This is a genomic window from Ideonella sp. (genome assembly GCF_044358605.1).
Taxonomy (GTDB): Bacteria; Pseudomonadota; Gammaproteobacteria; order Burkholderiales; family Burkholderiaceae_C; genus Ideonella.
The window spans coordinates 37277-59005 of the sequence record NZ_JBIKNQ010000026.1; the positions used below are offsets into that span (position 1 = coordinate 37277).

General features: G+C 64.4%; 27 protein-coding genes. 8 read left to right on the plus strand and 19 right to left on the minus strand.

The annotated features are described in order from the left end of the window. The first annotated feature begins 73 nt into the window (after window positions 1-73). Window positions 74-994 carry a pseudouridine synthase gene (locus ACIQ3Q_RS11000; RefSeq protein ID WP_396269120.1) on the plus strand — a complete coding sequence of 307 codons (921 nt, stop codon included), beginning with the start codon at window positions 74-76 and terminating at the stop codon, window positions 992-994. Here the strand turns inward: ACIQ3Q_RS11000 and ACIQ3Q_RS11005 are convergent. After that, window positions 981-1469, minus strand: a complete 489-nt coding sequence (locus tag ACIQ3Q_RS11005) for a hypothetical protein (protein ID WP_396269121.1) — start codon at window positions 1467-1469, stop codon at window positions 981-983. The genes ACIQ3Q_RS11000 and ACIQ3Q_RS11005 overlap by 14 nt on opposite strands. A gap of 44 nt (window positions 1470-1513) precedes the next feature. Further along, window positions 1514-1813 carry a YkvA family protein gene (locus ACIQ3Q_RS11010; RefSeq protein ID WP_396269122.1) on the minus strand — a complete coding sequence of 100 codons (300 nt, stop codon included), beginning with the start codon at window positions 1811-1813 and terminating at the stop codon, window positions 1514-1516. Window positions 1814-2287: 474 nt separating this feature from the next. On the opposite strand from ACIQ3Q_RS11010, the gene ACIQ3Q_RS11015 reads away from it, so the two are divergent. Then, window positions 2288-2692 carry a hypothetical protein gene (locus ACIQ3Q_RS11015; protein ID WP_396269123.1) on the plus strand — a complete coding sequence of 135 codons (405 nt, stop codon included), beginning with the start codon at window positions 2288-2290 and terminating at the stop codon, window positions 2690-2692. Between the two features lie 14 nt (window positions 2693-2706). Here the strand turns inward: ACIQ3Q_RS11015 and ACIQ3Q_RS11020 are convergent, their stop codons facing one another. Continuing rightward, window positions 2707-3177 carry a GNAT family N-acetyltransferase gene (locus tag ACIQ3Q_RS11020; RefSeq protein ID WP_396269124.1) on the minus strand — a complete coding sequence of 157 codons (471 nt, stop codon included), beginning with the start codon at window positions 3175-3177 and terminating at the stop codon, window positions 2707-2709. Window positions 3178-3185: 8 nt separating this feature from the next. Beyond that, a complete protein-coding gene (locus ACIQ3Q_RS11025; protein WP_396269125.1) occupies window positions 3186-4049 on the minus strand; it encodes an AraC family transcriptional regulator N-terminal domain-containing protein in 864 nt (287 codons plus the stop codon). A gap of 140 nt (window positions 4050-4189) precedes the next feature. Here ACIQ3Q_RS11025 and hchA point away from each other — a divergent pair, with 140 nt between their 5' ends. Continuing rightward, entirely contained in the window at window positions 4190-5059 is an 870-nt protein-coding gene (hchA, locus tag ACIQ3Q_RS11030; RefSeq protein ID WP_396269126.1) for a glyoxalase III HchA, read from the plus strand. A gap of 9 nt (window positions 5060-5068) precedes the next feature. On the opposite strand, the gene ACIQ3Q_RS11035 is transcribed toward hchA, so the two are convergent. From ACIQ3Q_RS11035 to ACIQ3Q_RS11065, 7 genes are all read right to left on the minus strand, one after another. Next, on the minus strand, window positions 5069-5470 hold the full coding sequence (locus ACIQ3Q_RS11035) for a RidA family protein (protein WP_396269127.1): 402 nt from the start codon (window positions 5468-5470) through the stop codon (window positions 5069-5071). 127 nt (window positions 5471-5597) lie between these two features. Continuing rightward, window positions 5598-7250: an AMP-binding protein gene (locus ACIQ3Q_RS11040; protein WP_396269128.1), complete on the minus strand. Its 1653-nt coding sequence runs from the start codon at window positions 7248-7250 to the stop codon at window positions 5598-5600. An 81-nt stretch (window positions 7251-7331) separates the two neighbouring features. Further along, window positions 7332-8513 (minus strand): acyl-CoA dehydrogenase family protein, encoded by a 1182-nt coding sequence (locus ACIQ3Q_RS11045; RefSeq protein WP_396269129.1) that lies wholly within the window; start codon window positions 8511-8513, stop codon window positions 7332-7334. Window positions 8514-8575: 62 nt separating this feature from the next. Next, a complete protein-coding gene (locus tag ACIQ3Q_RS11050; protein ID WP_396269130.1) occupies window positions 8576-9454 on the minus strand; it encodes an enoyl-CoA hydratase family protein in 879 nt (292 codons plus the stop codon). A gap of 10 nt (window positions 9455-9464) precedes the next feature. Beyond that, window positions 9465-9983, minus strand: coding sequence for a MarR family winged helix-turn-helix transcriptional regulator (locus tag ACIQ3Q_RS11055; protein WP_396269131.1), 519 nt, complete (start codon window positions 9981-9983; stop codon window positions 9465-9467). Further along, window positions 9980-10747 (minus strand): SDR family NAD(P)-dependent oxidoreductase, encoded by a 768-nt coding sequence (locus ACIQ3Q_RS11060; protein ID WP_396269132.1) that lies wholly within the window; start codon window positions 10745-10747, stop codon window positions 9980-9982. Before ACIQ3Q_RS11060 ends, ACIQ3Q_RS11055 begins: the two co-directional genes overlap by 4 nt. A gap of 1 nt (window position 10748) precedes the next feature. Continuing rightward, window positions 10749-13124 (minus strand): bifunctional salicylyl-CoA 5-hydroxylase/oxidoreductase, encoded by a 2376-nt coding sequence (locus ACIQ3Q_RS11065; protein WP_396269133.1) that lies wholly within the window; start codon window positions 13122-13124, stop codon window positions 10749-10751. 193 nt (window positions 13125-13317) lie between these two features. Between ACIQ3Q_RS11065 and ACIQ3Q_RS11070 the strand changes: the two genes are divergently transcribed. After that, window positions 13318-13554, plus strand: coding sequence for a FitA-like ribbon-helix-helix domain-containing protein (locus ACIQ3Q_RS11070; RefSeq protein ID WP_396269134.1), 237 nt, complete (start codon window positions 13318-13320; stop codon window positions 13552-13554). After that, window positions 13541-13963 (plus strand): type II toxin-antitoxin system VapC family toxin, encoded by a 423-nt coding sequence (locus tag ACIQ3Q_RS11075; RefSeq protein WP_396269135.1) that lies wholly within the window; start codon window positions 13541-13543, stop codon window positions 13961-13963. Before ACIQ3Q_RS11070 ends, ACIQ3Q_RS11075 begins: the two co-directional genes overlap by 14 nt. Window positions 13964-14026: 63 nt before the next feature. Here ACIQ3Q_RS11075 and ACIQ3Q_RS11080 read toward each other — a convergent pair whose 3' ends face one another. The 5 genes from ACIQ3Q_RS11080 to ACIQ3Q_RS11100 all read right to left on the minus strand — a co-directional run bounded on the left by ACIQ3Q_RS11080 (window position 14027) and on the right by ACIQ3Q_RS11100 (window position 16257). After that, on the minus strand, window positions 14027-14446 hold the full coding sequence (locus ACIQ3Q_RS11080) for a putative toxin-antitoxin system toxin component, PIN family (protein WP_396269136.1): 420 nt from the start codon (window positions 14444-14446) through the stop codon (window positions 14027-14029). Between the two features lie 19 nt (window positions 14447-14465). After that, window positions 14466-14705, minus strand: a complete 240-nt coding sequence (locus ACIQ3Q_RS11085; RefSeq protein WP_396269137.1) for a ribbon-helix-helix domain-containing protein — start codon at window positions 14703-14705, stop codon at window positions 14466-14468. Window positions 14706-14777: 72 nt separating this feature from the next. Beyond that, window positions 14778-15566, minus strand: coding sequence for a class II glutamine amidotransferase (locus tag ACIQ3Q_RS11090; protein ID WP_396269138.1), 789 nt, complete (start codon window positions 15564-15566; stop codon window positions 14778-14780). Window positions 15567-15583: 17 nt separating this feature from the next. Further along, complete coding sequence (locus ACIQ3Q_RS11095; RefSeq protein WP_396269139.1) at window positions 15584-15994, minus strand: type II toxin-antitoxin system VapC family toxin; 411 nt, start codon at window positions 15992-15994, stop codon at window positions 15584-15586. A 5-nt stretch (window positions 15995-15999) separates the two neighbouring features. Beyond that, window positions 16000-16257, minus strand: coding sequence for a type II toxin-antitoxin system Phd/YefM family antitoxin (locus ACIQ3Q_RS11100; RefSeq protein ID WP_396269140.1), 258 nt, complete (start codon window positions 16255-16257; stop codon window positions 16000-16002). A 175-nt stretch (window positions 16258-16432) separates the two neighbouring features. Between ACIQ3Q_RS11100 and ACIQ3Q_RS11105 the strand changes: the two genes are divergently transcribed. Together ACIQ3Q_RS11105 and ACIQ3Q_RS11110 are read left to right on the plus strand one after the other, a co-directional pair. Next, a complete protein-coding gene (locus ACIQ3Q_RS11105) occupies window positions 16433-17143 on the plus strand; it encodes a YebC/PmpR family DNA-binding transcriptional regulator (protein ID WP_396269141.1) in 711 nt (236 codons plus the stop codon). Between the two features lie 30 nt (window positions 17144-17173). Next, window positions 17174-17446, plus strand: a complete 273-nt coding sequence (locus ACIQ3Q_RS11110; protein WP_396269142.1) for a DUF3297 family protein — start codon at window positions 17174-17176, stop codon at window positions 17444-17446. A 13-nt stretch (window positions 17447-17459) separates the two neighbouring features. Here ACIQ3Q_RS11110 and ACIQ3Q_RS11115 read toward each other — a convergent pair whose 3' ends face one another. Continuing rightward, window positions 17460-18710 (minus strand): alkane 1-monooxygenase, encoded by a 1251-nt coding sequence (locus ACIQ3Q_RS11115; protein ID WP_396269143.1) that lies wholly within the window; start codon window positions 18708-18710, stop codon window positions 17460-17462. Window positions 18711-18825: 115 nt separating this feature from the next. On the opposite strand from ACIQ3Q_RS11115, the gene ACIQ3Q_RS11120 reads away from it, so the two are divergent. Continuing rightward, on the plus strand, window positions 18826-19911 hold the full coding sequence (locus tag ACIQ3Q_RS11120) for an AraC family transcriptional regulator (protein ID WP_396269144.1): 1086 nt from the start codon (window positions 18826-18828) through the stop codon (window positions 19909-19911). A gap of 98 nt (window positions 19912-20009) precedes the next feature. Here the strand turns inward: ACIQ3Q_RS11120 and ACIQ3Q_RS11125 are convergent, their stop codons facing one another. Together ACIQ3Q_RS11125 and ACIQ3Q_RS11130 are read right to left on the minus strand one after the other, a co-directional pair. Further along, window positions 20010-20477: a hypothetical protein gene (locus ACIQ3Q_RS11125; RefSeq protein WP_396269145.1), complete on the minus strand. Its 468-nt coding sequence runs from the start codon at window positions 20475-20477 to the stop codon at window positions 20010-20012. Between the two features lie 596 nt (window positions 20478-21073). Further along, window positions 21074-21526 (minus strand): RrF2 family transcriptional regulator, encoded by a 453-nt coding sequence (locus ACIQ3Q_RS11130; RefSeq protein ID WP_396269146.1) that lies wholly within the window; start codon window positions 21524-21526, stop codon window positions 21074-21076. Window positions 21527-21729 lie beyond the last annotated feature (203 nt).

A 21729-nucleotide genomic window follows, 5' to 3' on the forward strand; every position in this document is an offset into this window, starting at 1 on the left:
TTTGTTTGCGGGGTTGTGCAGGTGATGGTGTGCTGGTCTTGGGGTGGCTTGTTGATGCAGGGGGCGTGAGCACATGGCCAGAGCCAAGCCCGCCTGGCGGCCTGCACCCAGGGAGGGTGTGTCTGCCAGTTGCGTGGTCACCCCCGATGGCGCTCAGCCCAGCATGCTGAGCTTTTTGGCGCAGCGCTTGCCCGTGCTGAGCGAGGCCGCATGGCAGGCCCGCTTGCAGCGTGGCGAGGTGCTGGACGCCAAGGGCCAAGCACTGGCGGTGGATGCCCCCTACGCCGCCCGGCAGCGGCTTTGGTATTGGCGTGAGTTGCCCGACGAGCCCGAGCTGCCCTTTGCCTCGCCCCTGCTCTATCAAGACGAGCACTTGGTGGTGGCTGACAAGCCCCACTTCTTGGCCACTGCGCCCAAGGGCCGCTACGCCCGCGAGACCCTGCTGGCCCGCTTGCAGCGTGAGCTGGGTCTATCCACCCTGACGCCTTTGCACAGGCTAGACAGAGAAACCGCCGGCGTGGTGGTATTTGGCGTGCGGCCCGAGGAGCGCCATGCCTACCAAAGCTTGTTTCGCGACCGTGCGGTGCACAAGGTCTATGAGGCCGTGGCGCCACTGAACCCAGGCTTGAGCTGGCCGCTGCTGCGAGAAAGCCGCATCGAGACCTCGGCGCAATTCATGCAAATGCAAGAAGTGCCCGGCGAGCCCAATGCCCGCACCCAGATTGAGCTGCTGCGCAGCGAGGGCGACTGGGGCTTGTATCGCCTGCAGCCTGAAACGGGCCGCACCCACCAACTTCGGGTGCACATGCTGGGCCTGGGTCTACCGCTGCGGGGAGACCGCATCTATCCCACGCTGCTGCCCGAGGTGCCTGTCGGTGAGGTGGAAGATTACAGCCAGCCGCTGCAACTGCTGGCGCGTGAACTGCGCTTCAAAGACCCGCTGACGGGTGATGAGCGCTGCTTTCGCAGCCAGCGGCAGCTCACTTTGGCTTGAGCAGAGACTCAATGCGGGCCTTGGCCCGGTTGCTCACCAAGGCTCGCTCTACAAAATTGGCCTCTTTGTAGGTCTTTTGGCCTTCTACCTGGCAGGCTTGCAGCAAGGCTTTTTGTTCGTCTGGGCTTTGGGCCTTAATGGCAGCTTCCGCCTCTTCCAGCAGTTTGTCGGCCTGAGGTTTACGCAGGCCTTGCTTGTAGGCGGTGCCTATCAGCGCAAAGCTCCACTCGGCTTGGCGCACCATCTCGCTTTGCGCCTTGGTGTCGCCAGCCCGGTGCTTGTCGGCCAAGCCCACGATCTCGCGCTTCATCACGGCCACGCAAGCGGAGGTACGCTTCCAAGCAGCCAGTTGCTTGGCCTCGTCCGCATTGCTGCTTTGAGCAAATGCACTGTGGCTGAAGTTCAGGCACAGCAGCACCAAACCGGCCAAGGCCTTTGCCGCAGGCAGCCCCAAGTGATGAAGAGGATCAGGCATGGTCCGAAGTATCGCCTTGCCGGGTTGCACGCCCAAGAAGGCCGTCAGCGCATGTCCACCACATCAGGCTGCCCACTGGCACGCTGCTGCGCATGGGCGCGGATGTGAGCGGGCAGCTTGCGCAGCATCCAGCGGATCACCGCCGGGATGATGATGAGGTCGTCCACCACGCCCAAAACGGGGATGACATCTGGAACCAAGTCAATCGGAGAGAGCAGATACAGCAGCAACAAGGCCGTGCCCACTTTGAGCCAGCTCGGTGCCTCGGGGTGGCGCAAGGCATGGAATAAGCTCTTTGCATCGCCGCGCACCACCGTCCACAAAGCCAACAAACGCTTCCACATCTCTTTGGGCCCTCCAATAGCCCACGCCATCATCGGCGTGGCTCTCCTTAACTGTGGGGGCGGCAGGTGGGATGACAAGCGGCCACTCAAAGATTCAGTGTGAACGGCTTGTCAACGAGCCCTCAGCGACCCATTAGGATGTCAGCATCCGGGCAACGCATGGGCCACTATGCCGAGAAGCAGCCCGAACCAGGAATTAGAGCGGGAGAACGGATCATGAAGCAGCTTTTGTTAGGCCTGTGCGTTGGAGCGGTTTTGGGTGGGAGTCTGGTCAAGGTGGTGTCTGAGCCCGTACCCCCGGGTGGCGCAATGCCGTCAACCCACGAAGTTGGCCCAGCGGCAGATGTTGCGGGCGCGGCTTCAAAGGCTGTGTCAATGCCGCTGCCCCAGCGCGTCCCCAACCAACAGCTTGCTGTGACCACCCCCACACCTTCCTTGACGTCCTTACCGACACAACCTTCTGCCGTGCAGCCCTTGGTCGTGACGCCGTCCCTGGTTTTGTCGGCCGAGCATCTCAAGATGGTGGCGCCCAAGACCAAAGCCGACCGGCCACCCACGATTGAAGAACTGCATCACAAGATCGCGACAGAACCTCGAGACGATGCGTGGGCGCTGGAGGTGCAAACCCATTGGCGAAATTTTTTGGCGCAACATGCGCCGTTACCAGACTTTGACATCGTCAGCGTGGAGTGTCGCCGCACACTCTGCGAATTGGCTGCTTTTGGTAATGCACCGGGCACGGACAAGCGCTGGAATCAAGCTCTGCAAATGGCTAAACAAGAGACCTGGGCTCAGCAGTTCACCAACACCAGCACCCACATGAATGAGCAAAATGGGCGTGCCGTGATATTGACCATCCTCGAACGGCGTCTCCCCTGAAGAGTGGGGCTGGCTCAAGTGGCCGTGTTGATTCTGTAGACCTGAACAAGGCTCTCGTTTTGCTTGGCTTCAGCACACCACCGCCAGCCTTCTCGCTCTAGCAACCTGGTGGCCGTGGCCGTGCCGCAATACACCGCCTCATGGCCTTGGCGCGCCGCCTCTTGTACCAGGCCGCGCAGCAAGATGGCGCCCAAGCCCTGGCCGCGCTTCTCGGGGGAGACATAGCCCGCAGCCGCCCACGGGCCCCAGTGCGCAAAAGCATCGATGGACTGCGCTTTAAGTGCCGCCACACCGCACACCACAGGCCCGTCCAACACCACCACGCCCAGGGGCAAGCCCGAGGTGCGTGCAAAGGTGTGAAGGTCAGCCAGAGCATCACCTCGGCCGGATGCGCCATACCAATCGGGCCACTGGGCTTCAAAGCCTTGGGCCAATTCGGCAAAGGCTTCAGGATGGTGGGCGAGCAGAGCCGTGCGCATCGTCATGCGGCCCACTATAGCCAGCGCGCCGCTTCGCGGGGTGGGTGGCCAAACCACTGCCGATATTCGCGGCTGAATTGGCTGGCGCTGGCATAGCCGACGGCAAAGGCCGCCTGCGCGACGCCAAAGCCTTGCAGGCCCATCAACTGGCGTGCCCGCTGCAGGCGTAGCTGCTTTAGGTATTGCAGGGGGGATGACCCAAGCTGGCGTTTGAAGGCTGCAAAAAATGCAGACTCACTCATGGCCGTCGACTTGGCCAATTGGCTGATCTCGGGGGTGTGGCTCAGATCCGCGCGCATCTGCTGCACCACCCGCCACAAGACCCAAGCTCTGGAGCCCTCGTTCACCATTTGTCGCAGCACCGCTCCCATGGGGCTGCACAGGGCGTGGTGATGCAACTCCCGGCGCAGCGCTGGCCCCAAGATGTGTTGGTCCATGGGTGAGTCCAGAGCCGAGAGCAAACGCGCAAGGGCCAATCTGTCGCCCTGGCTTTGCGTTGCAACGGCTTGTGAGCTTGGCTCTCGTGGAGGCATCTCGCTCAGAGCGCTGCCACTCAGCAGCAACTCCGCCACCAGGTCCATGTCGATGGACAAGGCCAGCGCTAAGAAGGGCTGGTCCTGGATCAGGCTGGTCTCGCAACTCATCACTTGGGGCAGATGGATCAGCAGGACTTCCCCCGCGCCCACGGCAAAGCGCTGGCCACCCAGTTGGCCGTGCTTGCTGCCTTGCAACACATACACCAGCGACGGCTCATGCCAAGCGTTGCTGGGCGCCTGCTGGCTGTGGCTGTGCAACAGGCTCAGCCCCAACGCTGGAAAGGCGCGGACACCCGGCTCGGGCAGGTGACGCACAAAGAGATCAATCTCGGGAGAGGTCATAGGCGCCACTGTATCGCTGAGTCCGTATCGGACGAGGTGAGCTTGGAGGATCAGGCATGCCCTGTGGGCGATCAGGTATTCACAGGCCCAGCAGGCCTGAGTCCAATCACGGGCTTCAACGATCAACCTCGGAACTCATCATGAGCGACGCCCATCCAGACCAAAACCCTAGCCCTGACCGCGCCGAGTACAACGCCTTCTTTCCTTCTCCCTATTCCTTGAGCCAATTCACATCGGCCAAAACAGGTGCTCAAGCCGTGCGTTATGAAAACGCCAACCCCGGTGGCCGCTGGAAGGTACTGATGGTGGGCGCCGATGAGCGCTACATGACCATGGCCAATGGCCGCAAATTCTCCACCGGCAACCATCCGGTGGAAACACTGCTGCCGCTCTATCACATCGACCAAGCCGGCTTCCAAGTAGATGTGGCCACCGTCAGCGGCCAAGGCGTCAAGCTGGAGATGTGGGCCATGCCTGGGGAAGACGACATTGTGCTCAGCACCCACCAAAAATACCTGCCAAAGCTGGAAAACCCGCTGCGCCTGTCGGACGTAGTGGCCCGGGCATTGGGCCCGGACTCGCCCTACCTGGGCGTGTTCCTGCCCGGTGGGCATGGTGCCATGCTGGGCCTGCCGCAGAGCCCAGAGTTGGGCCAGGTCTTGCGCTGGGCCGTTCAGCGTGACAAGTTGGTGATTGCGTTGTGCCACGGACCGGCCAGTTTGCTGGCCGCTCAGGTCGGCGCCGAAGGCGAGCCCTTTGCCTTCCAGGGCTATGAGCTGTGTGCCTTTCCCGATGCGCTGGACCGCCAGACCCCGGCCATCGGCTATGTGCCCGGGCCCATGCCCTGGTACATGGGCGAGCGGCTCACCGCTCAGGGCATGAAGATCTTGAACACCGACATCAGCGGCCGCGTGCACCAAGATCGATTGCTGGTGTCAGGCGACAGCCCCCTGGCCTCAGACGCCATCGGCCGCCTGGCGGTGGAGGCCTTGCGCCAGCGCGCCGCTTAAGGCCGGTGTTCAGGGAACGACCGCCGTCACCTCAATTTCAACTTTAGCGCGGTCTTCCATCAGGCCCGCCACCTCCACCGCCGCCATGGCCGGGTAGTGGGCGCCCATCACCTCGCGATAGGCTTGGCCCACGTCGCGCAGCGCGCCCAAGTACTCGGTCTTGTTGGTCACATACCAGGTCATGCGGGCCATGTGCTCGGGGCCTGCACCGGCCTCGCGCAGCACGGCCAGCACGTTGAGCAGCGCTTGGCGGGTTTGAGCGGCGAAGTCGTCGCTGTGGAACACGCCTTGTGCGTCCCAGCCGACCATGCCCGCCACAAAAACCAAGCGGCCGCTTTGGGCCGAGATGCCATTGGCATAACCCTTGGGCCGAGGCCAGCCTTCGGGCAAGAGAGTGGTGTGAATCGTCATTCAATGTCCTTTTGAGGTGAAGACTGAAGATTGAAGACCGCCACAGAGGCACAGAGACACAGAGAAGTGCATGGAAAGCTCATGGCTGTTTTTCCTCTGTGCCTCTGTGTCTCTGTGGCGGTATCCATCAAAGATCCTTCAAGCGGAAGCGTTGCAGCTTGCCGGTTTGGGTGCGGGGCAGCTCCGTCACAAACTGAATGGCGCGGGGGTATTTGTAGGGCGCGACGGTGGCTTTCACAAAGTCTTGCAGCGTGCGCACCATGGCCTCGTCGTTGGCGTGGCCGGGGCGCAGCACTACAAAGGCTTTGACGATCTGGCCGCGCTCGGCGTCGGCCGCGCCGATCACGCCGCATTCGGCCACGGCCGGGTGCTGCATCAAAGCTTCTTCCACTTCGGGGCCGGCAATGTTGTAGCCCGCCGAGATGATCATGTCGTCGGTGCGCGCTTGGTAGTGGAAGTAGCCGTCGGCGTCCATCACATAGGCATCGCCCGTCAGGTTCCAACCGTCCCGCACATAGTTCTTCTGGCGCTCGTCGTCGAGATAGCGGCAGCCTGTCGGCCCCTTGACGGCCAGCTTGCCCACCTGGCCCACCGGCACCGGCTGCATGTGCTCGTCCACCACACAAGCTTGGTAGCCCGGGATGGCTTTGCCGGTGGCGCCGGGCCGGGCCGTGGCCTCGTCGGCCGAGATGAAGATGTGCAGCAGCTCGGTGGAGCCTATGCCGTCGATCATCTCAATGCCTGTCGCATCCTTCCACAACGCGCGGGTGCTGGCGGGCAGGGCCTCGCCCGCCGACACGCATTTGCGCAGCGAGCCGCCGTGCGCGGCGGAGAGCTTCAAGGCCGCTGCCTGCGGCGCCATCACCCGGTAGCTGGTGGGCGCGGTGAACAGCACCGTGGCCTTGAAGCGTTCGATGGCCTCCAGCAAGTTGGGCGGCGCGGCCTTCTCCAGCAGCACGGTGCTGGCACCCACGCTCATGGGAAAGAGCAGCATGCCGCCCAAACCAAAGGTGAAGGCCAGCGGTGGGCTGCCAATGAAGACATCGCTGGCAGTGGCCCGCAGCACATGCGGCGGCCAGCAGGCGCAGATGGCCATCACGTCCCGGTGAAAGTGCATGGTGGCCTTGGGCACGCCGGTGGTGCCGGAGGTGAAGGCCAGCAAGCAGGTGTCATCCGCGGCGGTGTTCACCGCACTGAACATGCCGCTGTGCCGCGCCATGTCGGCCTCCAGGGATTGCACCGTGCCGCCCTGCCCGCGCCCTTCAAAGCTGCGCCACTGGGTCAGCGTGCGGGCATTGTCTTGGGCCAGCACCAAGTTGAACTCTTCCAACAAGGCGGCGTCCACCAAGGCGTGGCTGATTTGGGCGCGCTCAATCATCACCCCCAGCTCTTTGGCCCGCAGCAGCGGCATGGTGCCCACGGCCACGCCACCGGCCTTGATCACCCCAAACCAGCAGGCCGCCAGCATGGGGTTGTTGGGGGCGCGCAGCAGCACGCGGTTGCCGGGCACCAAGCCCATGTCTTGCACCAGCACTTGCGCGATGCGGTTGGCTCGCTCTTGCAGCTCGGCATAGCTCCAGGTCAGCGTGCCCTCGCCGCTGGGCGCGTGGATGCAGGGGGCTGCGCCGCGGCCTTCGCGCACGGCTTTGTCCAGCAGTTCTACCGCACAGTTGAGCTGCTCTGGAAACTGCAGCTCGGGCAGGTCAAACAGGTAATGGGGCTGCTGCTCGGGCGGTGGCAGGTGGTCTTTGGTGAAGGTGTCGAGGTGGGCAGAGGGCATGGGGTTGTCCTTCTCGAAGGGGGCGTCTAATGAAGACCGCCACAGAGACACAGAGGCACAGAGAAGAGTGGGTCTGTGGGCTCAGGTTTTGAGGAGTTCTCGGGCAATGATCAGTTTCTGCACTTCCGTCGCGCCTTCGTAGATGCGCAGGGCGCGGATCTCGCGGTAGAGGCGCTCGACCGGCTCGTCGCTGACCACGCCACGCCCGCCCCAGAGTTGCACGGCTGCATCAATCACTTGCTGTGCGCCCTCGGTAGCGGCCATTTTGGCCATCGCCGCTTCTTTGGTCACATTGCGGCCTTGGTCGCGCAGCCAGGCGGCACGGTAAGTCAGCAGGGCCGCGCCGTCCAGCGTGGTGGCCATGTCGGCCAGTTTGGCTTGGGTCAGTTGATAGTCGGCCAGCACGCCACCAAACATCGGCCTTGTCTTGGCGCGGTGCAAGCCTTCTTGCAGCGCCCGGCGGCCAAAGCCCAGGGCAGCCGCCGCCACCGAGGTGCGGAACACATCCAGCGTGCGCATCGCCACTTTGAAGCCTTCGCCCGCGCCGCCAATGCGGTGGCTCAAGGGAATGCGGCAATCGCTGAAGCGCAGCCGCGCCAGCGGGTGCGGCGCGATGACGGCAATGCGCTCGGCCACCTCAAAGCCGGGGGTGCCCGCCTCGACCACAAAGGCGGAGATTCCACGCGATCCAGCCGCTTCACCCGTGCGCGCAAACACCACATAAAAGTCGGCAATGCCACCGTTGGAGATCCAGGTCTTCTCGCCATTCAGCACCACCGTGTCGCCTTCCACCCGGGCCGCGCATTGCATGGCGGCCACGTCTGAGCCCGCGTCAGGCTCAGAGAGCGCAAAGGCCGCCAAGGCTTCGCCCCGTGCCACGGCTGGCAGCCAGCGGGCTTTTTGCGCATCGTCACCGGCCAGGCTGATGGCGCCAGAGCCCAGGCCCTGCATGGCAAAGGCAAAGTCGGCCAGGCCGTCGTGTCGGGCCAAGGTTTCGCGCAGCAAGCAGATGCTGCGGGTGTCTATGGCCTCGCCCACGCCGCCCCAGGCCGTGCCGCCCACCGCATGCCGCAGCCAGCCCGCTTGGCCCAGCGCCTTCACCCGGGCGCGGCAGGCCTCATCCGCCGCCCGCGCGCCCAAGGCCATGTCCTCATGCGGCAGTGTGGGCAAGGTGGCTGCTGCCCACGCATCGACAGCATGCGCCAACTCCCCATGCCGCCCCTCAAAAAACGGCCAACTCGTGTGCTCAAGCCCTGTACTCATCGTCCTCACCCCTTAGCAATTTCTCTCTGTGCCTCTGTGTCTCTGTGGCGGTCTTAAAGGCCTTAGCCTTCTTTGCCCGTCACAAACACAGGCACCTGCTTGGCCACAAAAGCCTCATAAGCGCGGCGGAAGTCTTGGGTCAGCATGCACAGGGCTTGCGCTTGAGCCTCGGCCTCGATGGCCTGCTCAATCGTCATCGCCCATTCCTGGTGCAGCATGGTCTTGGTGATGCCGTTGGCAAAGGTTGGCCCGGCCACCACACTCTGGGCCAAAGCCTGGGCCTCGGCCAGCAGTCCTTCGGGTTCCACCAGGCGGTTGAAGAAGCCCCAGCGTTCGCCCTCTTCGCCTTTCAGCGCACGGCCGGTGTAGAGCAGCTCCGACGCGCGGCCCTGGCCGATGAGGCGCGGCAGGATGGCGCAGGCGCCCATGTCGCAACCGGCTAAGCCCACGCGGTTGAACAAGAACGCGGTCTTGCTGCGCGCCGTGCCCAAGCGCAGGTCCGAGGACATGGCCACGATGGCCCCGGCCCCGGCACACACCCCGTCCACTGCCGCCACGATGGGCTGCGGGCAGGCCCGCATGGCCTTGACCAAATCGCCCGTCATGCGCGTGAACATCAGCAGCTCATGGGTGGGCAGTTGCAGCAGCGGGCCGATGATCTCGTGCACATCACCACCCGAGCAGAAGTTACCCCCGGCCCCGGTCACCACCACCGCATGCACGTCCGGCGCATAGGCCAGGGCACGGAAGTAGTCCCGCAGCTCGGCATACGACGCAAAGGTCAGCGGATTTTTGCGCTCGGGCCGGTTCAGCACCACGGTGGCCACGCCGCCCTCGCAGGTCACGGCAAAGTGCTGGGCCGCATAGTCGGCCATGGGGCGGCGGTTGCCGTCATGCAGTTGAGCCAGGTGGGGTGCGTGGGGAGAGGTGGTGTCTGACATGATGTGTTGCTCACTCAACAGAGTCGTTATCTTGGAGATGCTGGCGCAAAGAGCCCAGCAGGCCATACATTTGCTTTAGCTCCGGCACTGACAAACCCGCAAAAAGCTCGACGATCCAGCCCTCGTGCTCGGCCGCCATGGCCTCAAAGCTGCGTTGGCCCTCGGGCGTCAGCCGCACCACCCAAACGCGGCGGTCGGCCGCGTCTGCCAGGCGAGTGACCAGGCCTTCGCGTTCCAGCTCGTCGGTCAGGCCCGTCACATTGCCGCCGGTCACCATCAGCGCCTTGGAGAGCTCGCGCATGCGCAGGCCCTCGGGGCGGCGGTGCAACTGAGCCAGGTAGTCAAAGCGGGCGAGCGAGACGCCGTGTTGCTCGCGCAGCCGCTTGCGGATCTCGCCTTCGATCTCGCGCGTGCTGGACAGCAAGCGCAGCCACAGCTTCAGCGCCGCATGATCGCTGGCCACCACCCGAGCCTCCAGGCCCGAGCCTGCGGGCACCGCAGCGGCCTTGAGCTTCTTAGCCGTGCTCACATCACCTCCCCGCTGCTGACGGACAGCGCTTGGCCCGTGATGGCCACGGCCGCGTCGCTGGCCAACCAGGCCACCATGGCGGCCACGTCATCGGGCTGCACCAAGCGCTGTTGCGGGTTGCTCTTGGCAAACTCGGCGCGGGCTTCGGCTTCACTGCGGCCCGTCTTGGCCACCACATTGGCAATGCTCTCGCGCAGCAGGTCGGTCTCGGTGTAGCCCGGGCAGACGGCATTCACGGTGATGCCCTTGCGCGCCACCTCCAGGGCGACGGATCGCGTCAGGCCCAGCACCCCATGCTTGGCCGCCGCATAGGCCGCCACATAGGCATAGCCGCGCTGGGCGGCCGTGCTGGCCACATTGATGATGCGGCCCCAACCAGCGGCCTGCATGGCGGGCAGCGCCTCGCGGGTGCACAAAAACGTGCCGGTCAGGTTAACGGCCAACATCTGCTGCCACAGCGCCAGGCTGGTCTTGGTGAGCGGTGCGCTCTCGGCCTGGCCCGCGTTGTTCACCAGCACGGCCACCTCGCCGCGTTCGCTGCGAGCCTTTGCAAAGGCCGCTGCCACCGCGGCTTCGTCGGCCACATCGGCCACGGCCCAACCATGTTGTTCGGGCTGCGGCAGTTGGGCCTGCAAGGCGCGCAAACCCGCCTCGCTGCGGCCCACCAAGGTCAGCCTGTCACCTTGCGCTGCCAAGGCCTGGGCAATGGCGGCACCGATGCCTCGGCTGGCGCCGGTGATCAGGGCATGTCGGCTGACGCTCATCTCACAACCCCGCTGCGCGGTTGGCTTGCTCGGCGGCACTCAAGCCGGGCACGGCGGCGGCTTGCGCCTTCTCTCGGGCGAACAGGCTTTCCATCTGCGATTTGCCCGACACATAGGCACGCGGCCACTCCACCGGCGTGTAGCCGATCTTGGCGGCCTCGGTCAGTGTCCAGGCCGGGTTGGCCAAGTGCGGGCGGGCCACGGCGCACAGGTCGGCCCGGCCGGCCGCGATGATGCTGTTGACATGGTCGGCCTCGCTGATGGCGCCTACTGCAATGGTGGCAATGCCCGCCTCTTGGCGCACGCGGTCGGCAAACGGCGTTTGGAACATGCGGCCATAGACCGGCTTTTGCGCCGGGCTGACCTGGCCGGAAGATACGTCGATCATGTCGGCCCCCGCCGCCTTGAAGGCGCGGGCCATGGCCACTGCGTCGTCGGGGGTGATGCCGCCCTCCACCCAGTCGTGCGCCGAGATGCGCACCGACAGCGGCAGCTGGGCCGGCCAGGCCGCACGCACTGCGCGCAGCACCTCCAACGGGTAGCGCAGGCGGTTCTCCAGCGAGCCGCCATAGTCGTCTTCGCGCCGGTTGGTCAGCGGCGAGATGAAGCTCGACAGCAAGTAGCCGTGGGCACAGTGCAGCTCCAACCAGTCAAAGCCACATTCGGCGGCGCGGCGGGTGCTGGCCACCAGCGTGTCGCGCACCGCGTCCATGTCGGCGCGGGTCATGGCGCGGGGCACTTGGCCATCGGGCAAATAGGGCTGGGCAGAGGCCGCCAGCAGCGGCCAGTTGTCCTCTGCGCCGCCTGCAGGCAAGGCCTGGTCCATGCCGCCGCCCTGCCAGGGCGCGCAGGTCGAGCCCTTAGGCCCGGCATGCCCCAACTGCAGCGCGATCTTGGCGCTGCTGTGCTGGTGCACCCAATCGACGATGCGCGTGAACGCGGCTTGCTGCGCGTCATTCCAAAGCCCCGGGCAGCCGGGGGTAATGCGGCCCTCGGCGTTGGGCGCGGTCATCTCCACCATCACCAGCCCGGCGCCGCCCAGGGCGCGCGCGCCCAGGTGCACCAGGTGGTAATCGCCCACCAGGCCGTCCACGGCGGAGTACTGGGCCATCGGCGAGACCATCACGCGGTTCTTCAGGGTCGTGCCTTTTACCGTATAGGGCGTGAACATGGGCGGCACGGCCTGCGGCACATTCAGCCCCGCTTGCGCCGCAAACCAGCGCTCATAGCCCTCCAGCCAAGCCTTGCCGCGCAGGCGCAGGTTCTCGTGGCTGATGCGCTGGCTGCGGGTCAGCATGGAATAGACAAACTGCGGCGGCGGCAACTGGTCGCAATAACGTTCGCCACAAGCCTCAAACCACTCCATCGCGTTCCAGGCGGCGTTCTGCAGGCGCAGCACATCCACCGCGCGCAGCGCTTGGTAGCGGGCCAAAACGTCGGGGATGTGTGCGGGCGCGTCACCCAACTCTTTGAACTGCCGGGTCAGCTCAATCGCGTCTTCAATCGCCAGCTTGGTGCCCGAGCCAATCGCAAAGTGCGCGGTGTGCACCGCGTCCCCCATCAGCACCACATGCGAGCGACCGTTGAAGTGCGACCACTGCTCGCACTTGACCCGCTGAAAGTTCAACCAAGCCGAGCCGCGCAAGTGCCGCGCATTGGTCATCAGCGCATGGCCTTGCAGGTTCTGAGCAAAGAGCTTTTCGCAAAACGCAATGCTCTGGGCCTGGTCGGCTTGGTCCAGCCCGTGGGCCTGCCACACATGCTCGGGGCACTCGACGATGAAGGTCGACGTCGTCTCGTCAAACTTGTAGATATGGGCCTGGAACCAGCCGTGCTCGGTCTTCTCGAACAAGAAGGTAAAGGCGTCGTACAGGCGCTTGGTGCCCAGCCAGATGTAGCGGTTGGGCCGGGTGACGATGTCGGGCTTGAACACCGCTTCATAGCGGCCGCGGATGCGCGAGTTGATGCCGTCGCTGGCAATGATCAGGTCGGCGTCGGGGTAGTCCTCGTCCGACTGCACATCGGCCTCGAACACCAGCTTCACACCCAGGGCCTCGCAGCGCGCCTGCAAGATGTTCAGCAGCTTCTTGCGCCCAATGCCCACAAAGCCATGGCCGCCCGAACGGATGACCTCGCCCTTGATGTGGGTCTCGATGTCGTCCCAGTGGTTAAAGGCCTGCTGGATCTCGGCCGCCGAGACCGGGTCCCACACCCGCATGTTGTCCATGGTGGCGTCCGAGAACACCACACCCCAGCCAAAGGTGTCGTAGGGCTTGTTGCGCTCCACCACCGTGATGTCGTGGGCCGGGTTGAGCTTTTTCATCAACAGCCCAAAGTACAGCCCCGCCGGGCCCCCGCCAATGCAGACGATCTTCATGCAGCCTCCATCCATCCGTGCACACCCTGCCCACCCGCACAACGCGGGCAGGCTCAGGCAGCGCAATTGCTGCAATGTAAAAGGTTTAGTTCTAAAGTAATTTGGGGGTTTGTACGGGGTGGCCTGTGGGGGCTTGTTGACCCAAGACCTGCCGCGCTATCATTGATAGCAATTTGCGTCCTGAGGACTTTGTATGGCCAATCTACTGGTGAGAAACGTCGATGACGCCGTGGCGCAGGCGCTCAAGCAGCGGGCCAGCCGACATGGCCGCAGCGCGGAGGCCGAGCACCGCGCCATCTTGGAGGCTGCGCTCTTGCATCCCCGTGCCAAGAGCTTTGCGGAGGTGTTGATGAGCATCCCCGCCGTGGGGCGCGACGAAGACTTTGCCCGCGCCCCGGCGTCAGCACCCGCGCCCCATGTATTTGATTGACACCAACGTCATCAGCGAGTTGCGCAAAGCAGGCCGAGCGCATGCAGGCGTGAGGGCCTTCTTCGAGACAGCGCGTGAAGCGGTGCATCCGCTTTACCTGTCCGTCATCACGGTCGGTGAACTTCGTCGGGGCGTGGAGCAGATCCGCTACCGAGGGGATCTTTCTCAGGCCCAGCTCCTTGACACTTGGCTTCAAGGCGTCCTCACGGACTATCAGGCCAACATCCTCCCTTTTGGACCTGAGGCAGCCCAGGTTTGGGGTCGCCTGCGCGTGCCGCATCCGCAACATGAACTGGACAAGCAGATCGCCGCCACAGCCTTGGTCTATGGCCTGACCGTGGTGACGCGCAACAGCGCGGACTTCGCCGATTGCGGTGTACCGCTGCTCAACCCGTTCTTGGATGCCTGATCCTCATGCTGCAACCCGCATCCTTGACCGTCCGCCCCCAAGGCGCGCCCCGGGGTGAAGCTTCTACAGCACCTCTGTGCAAAAGATGCTAGGCGTGACGATGCGTGTACGCCCGATGCTGCGCAGCTGCAGCAGCCCGGCGCGCCGGTCCCCGGTGACCAAATAGTCAGCCTCACTCGCCAAGGCCATGGCCAGCAGAAAGGCGTCGTTGGGGTCTTGGGGCTCCATGCTCTCGGGTAGGGGAGCCAAGGCTTGGAGCACCAGGGCGCGGTGCAGGTTGTTGACCATGGTGCCCACACGGTGGGCCGGCAGGATGGCTTTGAGCTTGGGATAGCGGCTGGCGCGCTTCAACTCATCCAGCTGATGGCTGGAGGTGACCAGCTCAAATTTGGCGGCACGCCAGGCGCGGTAGAGGCGATCGGGTGGACCAAGCGGCGAAATCAAGGCACCGAGCAGCACATTGGTGTCGAGGATGACCCGCATGGCCGAGCCGCTCCGTCAATCAATGTTCACGCGCCCACTGCACGGCTTCGTCGACCAAATTGTTCAGGTCCACCTCGTTCATATTGCTGGCGGCTGCTTTGGCCTGTTCGGCCGCTTGTTCCAGCAGATAGGCCCTCACCGCCTCTTCAATGAACCGCGACAGATCGCCTTTACGCCCACCGCCTTGGGCTGCGATGAACATGCGCACGGATTGGTCAATGTCTTGCGACACAGCGATGTTCCAGCGGACTGAACTCATGGGGTGCTCCGATAGACGGGTGTTTGGGTGTTTATACACCGATCTATTCGGGCCAACAAGATCCCGCCCCGCTCACACCACCACGCCCACCTCATGCCGCCGCATCCGCACCCCGGCTTCGCCAGCTTCTACTGTCACCACCGCCCCATCCGGCAGCATCTGCCAGCCCGGCTCGTCTTCGCACAGCGGCTCGCTGGCGATGATGGTGCCGCTGGCGCAGCGGCGCAGGTAAAGCGTGGGCGGCTGGGCGTCGCTGGCAATGCGAAAGGCATGCAGGCGCTCGCCGTCGGCTAGTACGGCGGCAAAGCGCAGCGGGGCCTCTACGCCGCGCTCGCGCATCAAGGCCATGGTGTCATCCAGCACCTGCAGCACGGCGTCTTCAGCTGGGGTGCCGCTGTGGATGCGGGCCAGCATCAGCAAGAAAAGCAGTTCTGAATCTGTTCCACCGCGCCGCTCGGCATAGAGCTCGTCGGGCAGTTGGGCTTCTAGGCTGCGGCGCAGCAGGGGGTAGCCGCCGATCTGGCCGTTGTGCATGAACAGGTAGCGGCCCAGCCGGAAGGGGTGGCAGTTTTGCCGTGCAATGCCGCCCGCCGTGGCGGCGCGCACATGGGCAAAAAACAGGCGCGAAGTCAGCGTTTGGGAGAGCGCCAGCAGGTTGTCGTCGCTCCAGGCGGGCATCACCTCGCGGTAGACGCCGGGCTGCTCGCGCTCGCCATACCAGCCAATGCCAAAGCCGTCGCCATTGGTGACGATCTTGGCCTCTTCCGCGCGCAGCGACTGCCGCATCAGCGAGTGGCGGGGTTTGGCGATCAGCTCTTCCAAGAAGAGCGGCTCACCCAAGTAGGCGGCAAGACGGCACATGCGGTGTTTTCGGCGCGTCAGGCCTGCGGCTTGAAGGGATTGAGCACAGGCACCTCAAAATGCTTGAAGTCCGCCACATTGCGGGTGACGACCGTCAGGCCGTGGACCTTGGCGGTGGCGGCGATCATCGCGTCTTCCATGAGGGTGTTGGACTGCCGGTGCATGAGTTGCGCCCAGGCTTTGAAGGCGAGGGCGTCCATGGGCAGCACGTTGTAGGCGGTGGCCACTTGGGCCAGCCACGCCTCCAGCGCCTCGGCCTTGGGCGGGTCTTGCTCTCGGGTGAGTTCAATCCCGGCTTGAATCTCGCCCACGGTGACGGCCGACAAAAACAAGAGCGGCTCGTCCACCGCCTGCAGCCAAGCCAGCACCGCGCCGTGCGGCTTGGGCTTGCGCAGTTCAGAGACGACGTTTGTGTCCAGCAGATACATCGTGCTCAGGCCAGCGGGTCAATGGGGCGCCTCTGCGCCCGGCCGCGCGCAGGCAGCGTCAGCTCACCTCGGCCTTCTGGGGTCAGCAGCAGTTGCTTCAAAGAAGGGCGGGCGGCGGCCTGCAGGCGCTTCCATTCCGCCACGGGCACCAGCACAGCAGCCTCGCTGCCGCGCTTGGTCACCATCTGCGGGCCTTCAGCCAGACAGGTTTCCAAGAACTCGCTGAACCGCGCCTTGGCGTCTTGAATAGGCCAGGATTGCATTGCGCTCTCCATCTGACTAGAACTCTGACTAGTTTAGCAGGGCTTCTTGGGCCGCATCTTGGGGAGCAGTGGCGGCGCCTAAAATCCCCCTCTTCCCGCCACCACCGCCCGCCACATGCCAGGGGCCTTGGACCCCGGCCTGACTGGCACAGCACAAGCACTTGAGGAGCGAGCGATGGGCGCGCAATGGAAAGCAAAGCACAAAGACCTGGCGGCCAATGCCAAAGGGCGGCTGTTTGGCAAGCTGGCCAAAGACATCATGATTGCCGCGCGCAATGGGGCTGACCCAGCCGCCAACTCCAAGCTGCGCTTGGTGGTGGAGCAGGCCCGCAAGGTCTCTATGCCCAAAGACACGCTAGACCGCGCTATCAAAAAGGGCGCGGGCCTGACCGGCGAGACCGTGCACTTTGAGTACGCGCTGTATGAAGGCTTTGCGCCGCACCGCGTGCCGGTGATGGTGGAATGCCTGACTGACAACGTCAACCGCGCGGCGTCCGACATGCGGGTGCTGTTCCGCAAGGGGCAATTGGGCACCTCGGGCTCGGTGGCCTGGGACTTTGAGCACCTGGGCCTGATCGAAGCCGAGCCCACCACCCCGGGCGCCGACGCCGACATGGCCGCCATCGAGGCCGGCGCGCAAGACCTGGAGCCCGGCGAAGACGGCGCCACGCTGTTCTTGACCGACCCGACCGACCTGGACTTGGTGAGCCGCGCCCTGCCCGCGCAAGGCTTCACCGTGCTGTCTGCCAAACTCGGCTACAAGCCCAAAAACCCCGTCGCCGCCAGCAGCCTCACGGCCGAGCAGCTCGACGAGGTGGAAACCTTTTTGGCCGCGCTGGACGCCAACGAAGACGTGCAAAACGTCTTTGCCGGCCTGGCCGACTGAACCCCTCTCTGATTCATCTTCACTCACACCATGACCGACGCCAGCGCACCCTCCAGCACCCCCGCCGCCGACAAACCCACCCTGCCCGACCGCCTGTCGGTGGACCCGAAGAGCCCCCACCACGTGGCGGCAATTTTTGAGCACGACATCGGCATCCGCTTCAACGGCAAAGAGCGCTTCGATGTGGAGGAGTACTGCATCTCCGAAGGCTGGATCCGCGTGCCTGTGGGCAAGACGGTGGACCGCAAGGGCAAGCCCATCACCGTCAAGCTCAAGGGCGCCGTCGAAGCCTTCTACCGCTGATTCCGCTTCTCAATCAGTCGTGTCGTTGTTGCTTCGCCTCGCCGTGCTCAAGCACTGTCTTCGGCTTTGCGCCTAGACCCGACTGATTGGGAAACGGAATGAGGCCGTAGCGCGCCATCAGCGCCTCGCGCTGTCGCGGGCAAAAGTTGATGCGGCTGGCGTCGTGGCCCACGGTGGCCAGCAAGCGCGGGTTCATCACCGCAAACCACAGCGGCGGCACATAGGCCAGCAAGAACATGCCGAAGTAGCCGCTGGGCAGGCGCGGCAGATCAGGAAAGTCGCGCAGCGACTGATAGCGCCGCAGCGGGTGGGCGTGGTGGTCGGAGTGGCGCTGCAGGTGGAACAGCACCCAGTTGCTGAACACATGGTTGCTGTTCCAAGAGTGGTGCGGCTTGCAGGTCTCGGGCTTGCCGCGCGCATCGGTTTGGCGCAGCAGGCCGTAGTGCTCCACATAGTTGGCGCTGGTCAGCTGAAACCAGGCCCACACCGAGCTGGCCAGTACATAGGGCAACACGCCCACCCCCAGCCACAGCGCCAGGGCGGCCCACAGCAGCAGCGTCACCGCCGCAGGCTGCAAGATCTGGTTCCGCCAAGACCACAGCGCAAAGCCGTCAACCTCCAGCCGCTTGCGCTCCAGCACCCAGGCGCGGCGGGCGGTGCCCGGCAACTCGCGCAGTGCAAAGCGCCAAATGCTTTCGCCCATGCGTGAAGAGGCCGGGTCCGCTGGCGTGGCCACATCGCGGTGGTGGCCCCGGTTGTGCTCGATGGTGAAGTGCCCATAGCCATAAGGCGCCAGCGCCAGTTTGGCCAGCCAGCGCTCGCCCGCGCTGCGCTTGTGGCCCAACTCGTGGGCCAAATTGATGGCATAGCCGCCCACTGCGCCGCCCACCAGCACCATGGCCAACCAGCCATGCCAGGGCAGCTCGTGGCGGGCCACAAACCACACGCAAAACAACATGGTCGCCCACAGCACCGGCAGCGTGGCCCAGGTCACCCACTGGTAATAGCGCTCGGCCTCCAGGCGCGGCACCTCATGCTCGGGCGGGTTGGAGAGGTCTTCCCCCAGCAGCGCGTCCATCAGCGCAATGCCCAGGTAATTCAGGGCCAGCGGCAGCCACAGCCACGCCCACTGCCCGGTGGCTAGGGTCAACACCGGCCCCAAGGTCGCCGTCACCGGCATGAACACCGACATCAACCAAGCCGGGCGCTTGCGGTCCCGGTAGGCCGGTGGGGGCGCGCTGGGCATTTCAAAAGTGGTGGACATGGGGGTGATGACAGCGTGGAGGATGATGACCCGCAGTGTGGGCGCGGGGGTGGTGGGCAACCACCGATGCGCCTGCCACCGCATCGTCATAAAGTGACAAAACTAAAGCGCTTCCATGCAGCCCCCTAGCCATCCAGCCCGAACAGCCCAAGTCCCGGCCATCTATGCCCGGCTGCTGCGCATGCTCTTGCAGCACGCCGAGATCGACGGCGACCAAGTGCTGGCCGCTGCCGGCCTGGACTGGCCGGGCCTGCTGCAGCGCGAGGCGGGGCTGACGTTAGCCACCGTGTCGCGCTTGGTGGAGGCGGCCGTGGCGGCCTCGGGCCGGCCCTGGCTGGGGCTGGACCTGGGCGGCCAAGCGCCGATCTCGGCCCATGGCCCCATGGGCTATGCGGCCGTCACCGCCCCCACCCTGGGCCATGCGCTGATGGTGCTGGGCCGCTATGCCGCCCTGCGCAACGACACCCTGCTGTGGCAGGCCCAGGCCGGGCCGCAAGGCTTGCGGCTGCAAGCCACCGAGCTGCTGCCCTGGGGCGCCGCCCGCGGCGTGATGGCAGACACCATGGCCGCCGCCATGCTGCGCATCGTGGAAGCCGCCGTCGGCCACCTGCCCGCAGGCTTGGCGGTGAGCCTGCCCGGCCCCCGCCCGCCCTGGGTGGCCCAGTACCAGCGCTTTGCGCCCGTGGAGTGGCGCTTCGACCAGCCCGCCTTGGCCGTCGAGGCCCAGGCCAAGCTGCTGGCGCTGCCCGTCTTGGGGGCCGATGCCACGGCCCACGCCGCCGCCTGCCGAGATTGCGAACAAGCCCTGGCCCAACACGCCCCGCCCAGCCTGAGCCAACAAGTGGCCGCCCACCTGGCCCGGGTCGAACACGGCCGCTACCCCACCCTGGTGGAAGTGGCCGGGCTGCTGGGCCTTTCACCCCGCACCCTGATGCGGCGGCTTGCGGCCGAGGCCACCTCGTTTCAAACGTTATTGGACCAAGCCCGCCAAACCCAAGCCCTGTGGATGCTGCAGCACACCCAGTGGACGGTGGACGAGATCGCCGCCCGCCTGGGCTATGCCGACACCTCCAACTTCAGCCGCACCGTGCGGCGCTGGTGGGGGCAAACGCCAGGGGCGCTGCGGGCGCAGAGAGGGGGCGACAAGTCGGTGCGTGGTGCTGAAGCTGGAGTCGAAGGATCAAAACTTGGCGACCACTGACCAAGGGCTGTAGGCCTCACCCATCACAATGGCTCTGCCGCCTTGTCAGAGCCGTACAGCGACGCAACGCCACCATGCCAGTCACAGAGTTACCAGGCTTACCAGGGGAGCCACCATATCCAGTGCAGATAGCATTGCCTGGCATCAGCACGTTCAGAGAAGGCTATGTTCTGAGGTTTGAACCTGAAAATGGGGAGTCCTGGGTTGGGAACTTCCAGACAGGAATCAGCTACTACAGCGCCTTTCACGAGCTTCAAACGGGGCGAGTCGCTGTCATCGCTGGCGGGCAAGGTTACGTCGTGGACGTAGATCGAAAGGAACTGCTGTTCGCCTTCGGAGGGGATGTGATGTGCCTCTTGCCAACTGAAGGCGGCACGGACTTCCTGACGATCAGCAACATTGACGTCGAGCGCCACTGTTCCACTCAGCGTGTCTGGACTAGCGCCAGAATTGCGTGGGACGGTATCGGCCGGGTCGTGCTTGAAAGCGAGGCATTGATTGGTCAAGCGCGCCACTTCGATGACACTTGGCACAGCTTCCGAATCGACCTCCTGACTGGCTTGCACACAGGTGGCGCTTACCCTTGAGACTTGACGCTTTGATGAGTTCCATGTTCAGTATGAAGCGGACGACTTTCCAGCCCGCTGAGCGCAATTGTTGAACGCATGGTCACAGCCGTACCTCGCTTCAGTTGGAAAAGACTCCTGAGTGGAGTGGCGCTCGGGGCGGCTTGCGCGTTGATTCTGGCCTGGGGGATTTCGCCAGAGTTGGCCAGCAAACTCACCTTGGGGCATGCGTACCAAGGGCCAGACACCTTGTCCACCCGACTCTATGCATACGACCTTTTCTTTTCGTTCGCATCGTTTCTGGTTGGTGCTTTCATTTCGTACGGTGTATCTCGGACGAAGCCCTATTGGTCCTGCTGCCTTGTCGGCTTGATAGGGTGGATTTACTACATGTTTGAATCAGGCGGCGTGGGTGGCATGGCTTCTGGAGAGCATCCCATCTGGTATGAGTTTGCGCCCACTCACATTGCAGCGAGTCTGCTGGCGGCCTGGCTGATCACAAGAAGGCGCTGAAAGATTTGAATGCGTGAGCCAGCAATCACAAGCGCCTAAGGCGGCCAGTCTTTGGTGCTGTGGCATGACTTTGCTGCCGGGGATCACCCCGCCACACTCTTGCGCTGCAATCTGAGGATTACCTGCTGCGTCTTGGCCGTGTGCGTGTCCGCCAGCGTGTGCGCATCCAGCGCGGCATAAAACGCGTCCAGCGCCTCATCCAACAGCGGCTTCAGGCCACAACGGCGGTGCAGCGCGCAAGGCGGCTCGGCACAGTCGATCAGCGGCAACTCCCCCTCCAACGTCCGAATGAGCTGCCCCAGCCGATAGTGGCTGGGCGGCTGCGCCAGCGCCAAGCCCCCGCCCTTGCCCCGCGTGGTCACCACCCAGCCCTGCTGCGCCAAAAACTGCACCACCTTGTTGAGGTGGTGGCGCGACACCTCAAAGCGCTCCGCAATCTCCGCCACCGTGACGGCCTGCTCCCGCTGATCCGGCGCCGGGGTGCAGAGGTACATCAGCACACGAAGGCCAAAGTCGGTGAAGCGGGTGAGTTGCATGGTGGGGCTCGGGGGGGCGCGTGTGAGGGGGTTGAGCATACGGCAGGCTACTGGTCAGTCCGTCCGTTTGGCACAGTGGGAATCCTCCTTGCCAACGGAGTAAATAAGTGTCACGTCTCATGTGATCATTGGCCGATTCGAAGCTGGCCGCTACTTCAGGCCAGAGCTGTCCTGAGCGAGTTGCTGGCTTCGATCCCAGAGAG

Excerpts from the sequence above, each read along its gene's own strand:
- ACIQ3Q_RS11000 (WP_396269120.1), top strand. The coding sequence starts at position 74 with ATGGCCAGAGCCAAGCCCGCCTGGCGGCCTGCACCCAGGGAGGGTGTG.
- ACIQ3Q_RS11005 (WP_396269121.1), bottom strand. The coding sequence starts at position 1,469 with ATGCCTGATCCTCTTCATCACTTGGGGCTGCCTGCGGCAAAGGCCTTG.
- ACIQ3Q_RS11010 (WP_396269122.1), bottom strand. The coding sequence starts at position 1,813 with ATGTGGAAGCGTTTGTTGGCTTTGTGGACGGTGGTGCGCGGCGATGCA.
- ACIQ3Q_RS11020 (WP_396269124.1), bottom strand. The coding sequence starts at position 3,177 with ATGACGATGCGCACGGCTCTGCTCGCCCACCATCCTGAAGCCTTTGCC.
- ACIQ3Q_RS11025 (WP_396269125.1), bottom strand. The coding sequence starts at position 4,049 with ATGACCTCTCCCGAGATTGATCTCTTTGTGCGTCACCTGCCCGAGCCG.
- hchA (WP_396269126.1), top strand. The coding sequence starts at position 4,190 with ATGAGCGACGCCCATCCAGACCAAAACCCTAGCCCTGACCGCGCCGAG.
- ACIQ3Q_RS11035 (WP_396269127.1), bottom strand. The coding sequence starts at position 5,470 with ATGACGATTCACACCACTCTCTTGCCCGAAGGCTGGCCTCGGCCCAAG.
- ACIQ3Q_RS11040 (WP_396269128.1), bottom strand. The coding sequence starts at position 7,250 with ATGCCCTCTGCCCACCTCGACACCTTCACCAAAGACCACCTGCCACCG.
- ACIQ3Q_RS11045 (WP_396269129.1), bottom strand. The coding sequence starts at position 8,513 with ATGAGTACAGGGCTTGAGCACACGAGTTGGCCGTTTTTTGAGGGGCGG.
- ACIQ3Q_RS11050 (WP_396269130.1), bottom strand. The coding sequence starts at position 9,454 with ATGTCAGACACCACCTCTCCCCACGCACCCCACCTGGCTCAACTGCAT.
- ACIQ3Q_RS11060 (WP_396269132.1), bottom strand. The coding sequence starts at position 10,747 with ATGAGCGTCAGCCGACATGCCCTGATCACCGGCGCCAGCCGAGGCATC.
- ACIQ3Q_RS11065 (WP_396269133.1), bottom strand. The coding sequence starts at position 13,124 with ATGAAGATCGTCTGCATTGGCGGGGGCCCGGCGGGGCTGTACTTTGGG.
- ACIQ3Q_RS11070 (WP_396269134.1), top strand. The coding sequence starts at position 13,318 with ATGGCCAATCTACTGGTGAGAAACGTCGATGACGCCGTGGCGCAGGCG.
- ACIQ3Q_RS11075 (WP_396269135.1), top strand. The coding sequence starts at position 13,541 with ATGTATTTGATTGACACCAACGTCATCAGCGAGTTGCGCAAAGCAGGC.
- ACIQ3Q_RS11080 (WP_396269136.1), bottom strand. The coding sequence starts at position 14,446 with ATGCGGGTCATCCTCGACACCAATGTGCTGCTCGGTGCCTTGATTTCG.
- ACIQ3Q_RS11085 (WP_396269137.1), bottom strand. The coding sequence starts at position 14,705 with ATGAGTTCAGTCCGCTGGAACATCGCTGTGTCGCAAGACATTGACCAA.
- ACIQ3Q_RS11090 (WP_396269138.1), bottom strand. The coding sequence starts at position 15,566 with ATGTGCCGTCTTGCCGCCTACTTGGGTGAGCCGCTCTTCTTGGAAGAG.
- ACIQ3Q_RS11095 (WP_396269139.1), bottom strand. The coding sequence starts at position 15,994 with ATGTATCTGCTGGACACAAACGTCGTCTCTGAACTGCGCAAGCCCAAG.
- ACIQ3Q_RS11100 (WP_396269140.1), bottom strand. The coding sequence starts at position 16,257 with ATGCAATCCTGGCCTATTCAAGACGCCAAGGCGCGGTTCAGCGAGTTC.
- ACIQ3Q_RS11105 (WP_396269141.1), top strand. The coding sequence starts at position 16,433 with ATGGGCGCGCAATGGAAAGCAAAGCACAAAGACCTGGCGGCCAATGCC.
- ACIQ3Q_RS11110 (WP_396269142.1), top strand. The coding sequence starts at position 17,174 with ATGACCGACGCCAGCGCACCCTCCAGCACCCCCGCCGCCGACAAACCC.
- ACIQ3Q_RS11115 (WP_396269143.1), bottom strand. The coding sequence starts at position 18,710 with ATGTCCACCACTTTTGAAATGCCCAGCGCGCCCCCACCGGCCTACCGG.
- ACIQ3Q_RS11120 (WP_396269144.1), top strand. The coding sequence starts at position 18,826 with ATGCAGCCCCCTAGCCATCCAGCCCGAACAGCCCAAGTCCCGGCCATC.
- ACIQ3Q_RS11130 (WP_396269146.1), bottom strand. The coding sequence starts at position 21,526 with ATGCAACTCACCCGCTTCACCGACTTTGGCCTTCGTGTGCTGATGTAC.